Annotated in this window: 5 protein-coding genes; all 5 read left to right on the top strand. The window is 36.5% G+C overall.

Features of this window, described 5'->3' with window-relative positions; genetic code table 11:
- The first annotated feature begins 316 nt into the window (after window positions 1-316).
- The 5 genes from tig to D6734_07405 are packed head-to-tail and all read left to right on the top strand — an operon-like array spanning window position 317 to window position 6,574.
- A complete protein-coding gene (gene tig, locus D6734_07425; GenBank protein ID RMF94559.1) occupies window positions 317-1,609 on the top strand; it encodes a trigger factor in 1,293 nt (430 codons plus the stop codon).
- 42 nt (window positions 1,610-1,651) lie between these two features.
- Entirely contained in the window at window positions 1,652-2,236 is a 585-nt protein-coding gene (clpP, locus tag D6734_07420) for an ATP-dependent Clp endopeptidase proteolytic subunit ClpP (GenBank protein ID RMF94558.1), read from the top strand.
- 15 nt (window positions 2,237-2,251) lie between these two features.
- Window positions 2,252-3,478, top strand: a complete 1,227-nt coding sequence (gene clpX, locus D6734_07415; protein RMF94557.1) for an ATP-dependent Clp protease ATP-binding subunit ClpX — start codon at window positions 2,252-2,254, stop codon at window positions 3,476-3,478.
- 38 nt (window positions 3,479-3,516) lie between these two features.
- Window positions 3,517-5,952 (top strand): endopeptidase La, encoded by a 2,436-nt coding sequence (locus D6734_07410; GenBank protein RMF94556.1) that lies wholly within the window; start codon window positions 3,517-3,519, stop codon window positions 5,950-5,952.
- Window positions 5,915-6,574 (top strand): YihA family ribosome biogenesis GTP-binding protein, encoded by a 660-nt coding sequence (locus D6734_07405; GenBank protein ID RMF94555.1) that lies wholly within the window; start codon window positions 5,915-5,917, stop codon window positions 6,572-6,574. Before D6734_07410 ends, D6734_07405 begins: the two co-directional genes overlap by 38 nt.
- The last annotated feature ends 20 nt before the right edge of the window (window positions 6,575-6,594 follow it).

Here is a 6,594-nt window from a genome sequence, read left to right as displayed (position 1 = left end):
TTGAATTGACTGAATTCTATTTTTGAGTGGAATTTTTTTTTTGTTTCGTAAGGTTCTTTATTCTAATACTTGACTTTAACTGCAAAAAAGATGTATTAATAATTCAAATAGTTGATGGACTAATCATATCGGGCAATTTAACATTACAGTAGTGGATTAAACGCCTGCCGCTATGATTGAATACCAAAAAGAATAGAAAGTTCCAGGACAATTTGTTTGATGAATTTATGTTCTTGTTTTTTGATTTTTCCAAAATGCTCTTTTTAAAAAAATCGAAAATTCAAATTTAAAGGATTGTTTTTAGACAAAAAGCTCAATTAGGAAAGGAAAAAAAATGCAAGCAGAAATAACTAATATCGAGGGATGTAATCGAAAGTTAAAGATTCAAATTCCAAAAGAGAAGGTCGCAGAAGAATACGATAGCCTTGTAAAAAAAGTTTCAGCAGAAGCAAAAATTAAAGGATTTAGGAAAGGCAAAGCTCCAAAAGATGTAGTAAAGCGTTATTATAAAGATGCTCTTGAATCAGACCTTATAAAACGGATTATACCATCTGCATGCGAAGAAGCGATAAAAAACTTCAATTTGGATGTTGTAGGTAACTATATGCTTGAGGATTATGTTTTTCAAGAGGGTGAACCCCTTGAATTTGTTATCAATGTGGAAGTTAAACCGGAAATTGATAATGTAAATTATAAAGATATCAAAGTAGAAAAGAAGGAAGTTGAGGTTAAGGAAGAAGAGGTTGATGAAACAATTGAAAGATTGAGAGATAGTCATTCAGAGTTAAAACCTGTTGAAGGACGTGCCGCAAAAGAGGGGGATTCTGTAGTTTTCGATTTTTCATTGTCTCTTGCAGAAGATAATAAAGAATTGATTTCAACAAGGGAGTCCAAAGCAACACTGGGGAGAAAAGAACTGATTGAGGAGCTTGAAGAAGCTTTCATAGGAATGAATAAGGAAGAGAAGAAGGAAGTTTCTGTTAAATACCCTGAAGATTACCACCAGAAAGAATTGGCAGGCAAAGAGGCAATTTTCAAAATAAAACTTAAAGAAATTCATGAAAAGATAATGCCTGATTTGGACGATGAATTTGCAAAAGATGTAGGAGAGTACAATACTCTTGAAGAGCTAAAAAAAGACATTAGGGAGAAGATCTTGAAAAACAAAGAAGATGCCGCTTTAAGTGATGCCCAAAAGGAACTGGTTGAAAAATTGATAGAAGCCAATCCCATCTCTGTCCCTAAATCGCTCGTCGAAGATGAGGCAAAAAGTATGATAAAAAATTGGGAAAACAACCTCAAAAGAATGGGAACTAAAATTTCTGACCTTAACGAAAACGAAGTCATTGGTTTCGTTAATGAAATTGAAAAAGAAGCTGAGAAAAAAGTAAAAATGTCGTTTTTGGCAGAAAAAATAGCTTCAGTAGAGAAGATAGAAGTCGAAGAAAAAGAAGTTGATGAAGAAATAAAAAAACATGCAGAAGCATATAAGAAAGAATTTGAACAATTGAAGAGAGATTATGAAAAAATAGGAGTTCTTCCATATTTAAAGAAAGCAATTTTGGAAGAAAAGGTCTTGAACTTTTTATTGGGCTATTCTAATATTTAAAGCGTTGGTATAATGAAATAATAAACCAAAGGGAGAATTTAAATGAGTCTTGTCCCGATAGTAGTTGAGCAAACAGGACGCGGGGAAAGGTCATATGATATATATTCAAGACTTTTGAAGGACCGCATTATTTTTATCGGACAGGAGATTACAGACCAGTTGGCGAATCTCATTATAGCGCAAATGCTTTTTCTTGAGAGTGAAGATCCAAAAAAAGAAATCCATCTTTATCTAAATTGTCCTGGTGGTGTTGTAACTGCTGGATTAGCAATCTATGATACAATGCAGTATATAAAATGTCCTGTATCGACAATCTGTATGGGACAAGCAGCTAGTATGGCGGCAATTCTCTTGGCTGCAGGGACAAAGGGCCATAGATATTCACTTCCTCATTCGAGAATAATGATACACCAACCATTGGGCGGGTTTAGAGGCCAGGCTAGCGACATAGAAATTCAAACAAAAGAGATACTTCGGATAAAGGATATGCTCAACAGAATTTTGGTTAAACATACAGGACAGACTTTGGAAAAGATACAAGCGGATACAGACAGAGATTTTTTTATGAGCGGCGAAGAAGCGCAAAAATATGGTGTAATTGACAAAGTTATAGATAAAAGAGAATAATTATTTAGGAGATAGATTGTGACAAGTCGTGGCCATTATTGTTCATTCTGCAATAAAAGTCAGGGCGAGGTAAGAAAGCTAATAGCAGGACCGTCTGCATTTATTTGTGATGAATGTATAGCTCTATGCAGTGAAATCATTGAAAAGGATCTTTGTGAAGAAGAGATAAAGGAAAGTTATAAACTTCTGAAACCAAAGGAAATAAATGAAATACTGAACAACTATGTAATTGGTCAGGAAAGGTCAAAAAGAATTTTATCTGTTGCCGTATATAATCATTATAAAAGGATTAACAATAAAGGCAAACACGATGATGTTGAATTGACAAAGAGCAACATACTTCTCATTGGGCCTACCGGTTCGGGTAAAACACTTCTTGCCCAGACGCTGGCTAAAATATTGGATGTCCCTTTTACAATCGTAGATGCCACTACTTTGACTGAAGCAGGCTATGTAGGAGAGGATGTTGAGAACATTATTTTGAAACTTTTGCAAGCCGCTGATTATGATGTAAGCAAGGCGGAAAAGGGTATCGTTTATATTGATGAAATAGATAAAATCAGCCGCAAAACTGAAAGTCCTTCGATTACAAGAGATGTTTCCGGTGAAGGAGTCCAACAGGCGCTACTGAAGATAATTGAAGGGACAAAGGCGAGTGTGCCTCCGCAGGGCGGAAGAAAACACCCTCATCAGGAATTTATACAGGTGGATACAACTGATATTCTGTTTATTTGTGGCGGCGCCTTTGTAGGTCTGGAGAAAATCATTGAACAGCGGATAGGTAAGAAAACTTTGGGGTTTATGGGGGCAAAAACTTCAGTGGATAAGATGGAAGTGAAAGAAGTACTTGAAAAGGTGCAGCCAGAAGACCTAATTAAGTATGGATTGATTCCAGAATTTGTTGGAAGACTTCCTGTAGTTGCTACACTTGAAGAATTGGATGAGGAAGCATTGGTAAAGGTTCTCACGGAGCCAAAAAATGCAGTGCTGAAACAATATAAAAAATTCTTTGAACTTGAAAATGTCAAGCTGCATTTTTCAGATGATGCCTTGAAAGCTATTGCAAAAGAAGCTATTAAAAGAAAGACAGGCGCTCGAGGATTGAGAGCAATTCTTGAGTCAATAATGCTTGACATTATGTATGAGTTACCTTCCCAAAATACAATTGAGGAATGTGTAATAAACGAAGATGTAATAATTCACAACGCAAGTCCGATAATCCTTTACAAAAAGGCAAGTTAATACTAATACTTTAAAAGAAACCTCAAACGGGAAAAGTTATGATTTTTAAAAAAGATAAAAAACCAGAAGACGATATTGCTTATCCTCTTGTTCCTTTGCGTGATGTAGTTTTGATCCCCAATATGATCATTCCACTTTTTGTGGGAAGAAAAAAATCCGTGAAAGCGCTTGATGAAGCAATGTCACGAGATAAGAAGATTGTTCTTTCGGCTCAAAAGCAGGCAAGCATAAATGATCCAACGGAAGGAGATATCTTCAGAGTAGGTACAAAGGGTGAAATTTTGCAAATGTTAAAGATGCATGATGGAACAGTCAAAATTCTTGTTGAAGGGTTGTCAAGGATAAGAATTAGGGAATTTCTTCAGGATGAAGAATATTTTAAAGTTTTAATCACAGAAATGCCTGATGAAACTACCTTTTCATATGAGCTTGAACAATTGTTGACAAGAACGATTTCACTCTTTGAGGAGTATGTAAAGCTTAGAAAACATATATCAGCTGATGCATTAGCTTCAATAATCAATATAAAAGAGCCCGGACGCCTTGCAGATACGATAGCGGCACACACTGTCCTCAAGATGAAGGATAAGCAGGCATTGCTTGAAATTAGCAATGTTGCAAAACGATTTGAGAACCTTATCAATTTCCTTGACAGGGAAATAGAAAATATCGTTTCCGGAAAGAAGATGCAGGGACGCTATAAGTCTTCAAAAAGAAATCGTGAATTTATGCTTAATGAACAGATGAGAGCAATTAAAAACGAATTAGGACAGCATGATGAGGGTAAATCGGAGATAGATGAATTAAGAGAAAAAATAATTCAAGCAAGAATGCCTCAAGCCGTCCATGAAAAAGCGATGAAAGAACTCAAGAAGTTGGAAACAATGCCTCCAATGTCTGCGGAAGGGACTGTGGTAAGAAATTATCTTGATTGGTTAATAAGCATTCCTTGGTATAAGAAGACACAAGATAGATTAAAGATTGAGAGAGCGGAAAAAATTCTTGATGAAGACCACTATGGGCTTGAAAAAGCAAAAGAGAGAATCATCGAGTTTTTGTCAGTCAGGAAGCTTGTCAAAAAATTGAAAGGTCCTATCCTTTGTTTTGTTGGTCCTCCGGGTGTTGGAAAAACATCTTTGGCTAAATCCGTTGCAAGGGCATTAGGCAGGAGATTTGTCAGAATATCTCTTGGCGGGGTTAGGGATGAAGCTGAAATTCGAGGACATCGCAGGACTTATATAGGAGCTTTGCCGGGAAAGATAATGCAGTGTATGAAAAGAGCAGGAACAAAAAATCCGGTTTTTCTAATGGATGAAGTCGATAAGATGTCTATGGATTTTCGGGGAGATCCTTCTGCAGCGCTTCTTGAAGTGTTGGACCCTGAACAGAATGACACCTTTAACGACCATTATTTAGATGTTGATTATGACCTATCTCAGGTACTTTTTATAACAACAGCAAACGTACTCCATGCAATACCCCAGCCATTGCAGGATAGAATGGAGATAATAAGAATTCCGGGTTATACAGAAGATGAGAAACTGAATATTGCAAAAAAATATCTGGTACCAAAACAGTTCAAGGCGCATGGTTTTACATCTAAAAATCTTGAAATAACTGATGAAGCTATCTTAAAGATTATTAGAAATTATACTAAAGAGGCAGGTGTAAGAAATCTTGAAAGAGAAATTGCTTCAATTTGCAGAAAGATTGCAAAAAGGATTGTAAAAGAAGGCAAAGGTTTGAAAGTCAAAATAGATGAGAAAGATGTACCGGATTATCTTGGCGTGGAAAAATACCGCTTTGGTGTAAAAGAAAAAGAGTTAATGATAGGCCAGACGACTGGGCTTGCATGGACAGAATTTGGCGGTGAGCTTTTGATTACAGAAGCAACTATTATGGCTGGGAAAGGACAGCTTACGCTTACAGGAAAACTTGGTGATGTAATGCAGGAATCTGCCCAGGCAGCTTTCAGTTATTTGCGCTCCCGTTCCAAGATGTTGGGTGTAAGCAAAAACTTTTTCTCAAAGATTGATATTCATATCCATGTGCCGGAAGGTGCAATTCCCAAGGATGGCCCCTCTGCTGGTATTGCATTGGCAACAGCGTTAGCGTCGGCCATAACGAGAATTCCTGTCAAAAATGATGTTGCTATGACGGGGGAAATTACTCTTCGCGGAAGAGTGTTGCCAATAGGCGGATTGAAGGAGAAGGTTTTAGCAGCCCATAGGGGTGGAATAACTACAGTGATTATACCTGAAGATAACAAGAAGGATTTAAAAGATATTCCAGAAAATGTAAAAAAAGATATTAAATTTGTTTTGGTAAAAGAGGTAGATGAGGTATTGAAAACTGCCCTCGTTAAAGAAATTCCTGGAGAGGCAAAACTTGACGATTTCTTTTTTGATAAAGATTTTATTTCTGAGCCAATAGCCGGTGAAGCATCATCGTCAACATCAACAACAAAACATTAAGCTATTCATTCCAAAGAAGATAACTGCTTCTTTTTATTGTTCATTTAATGAAAGGCAGAAACTGCCATCAAGCAATATACCATATATAGCCTTTGCAGGACGGACAAACTGCGGGAAATCATCTCTTCTAAATAGTCTGACAGGAAATAAAAAGCTTGCTCGTTCAAGCTCAACTCCCGGCAGGACTCAACTTGTCAATTTTTTTTCAATCAACGGGAAGCTTTTCTTTGTGGACCTTCCCGGATATGGATTCTCAAAAGCTTCTCTTGAAGTCCGAAATAACATATCCAAAACAACCAATGATTTTCTATTAAAATGTAAGGATAGACTTATAATAGTATTTCTTCTCGATATCCGTGTTGAACCTAGCGAAGAGGATTTCCAAATGAAAGAATGGGCAAAATATCATAATGTGCCTCTTATTTTTGTTTTTACGAAGAGTGACAAATTGTCATCTAACAAACTTATAAATAGAAAGAAAAGATTGATTGAAGCTCTCAGTATTGCTGACGAAGAAGTAGTTATGTATTCTTCGAAAACAGGCAGAGGAAAAGATGAGCTTCTGAGGAAAATAAATCAAAAGATATCAGAATTTTTTACAACCGATAAACCTTTCCCATGAGTTTCAAAGCTATCCTGCCT

This window comes from Candidatus Schekmanbacteria bacterium, assembly GCA_003695725.1.
GTDB lineage: Bacteria > Schekmanbacteria > GWA2-38-11 > GWA2-38-11 > J061 > J061.
This window is presented reverse-complemented; position numbering and strand designations above follow the sequence as displayed.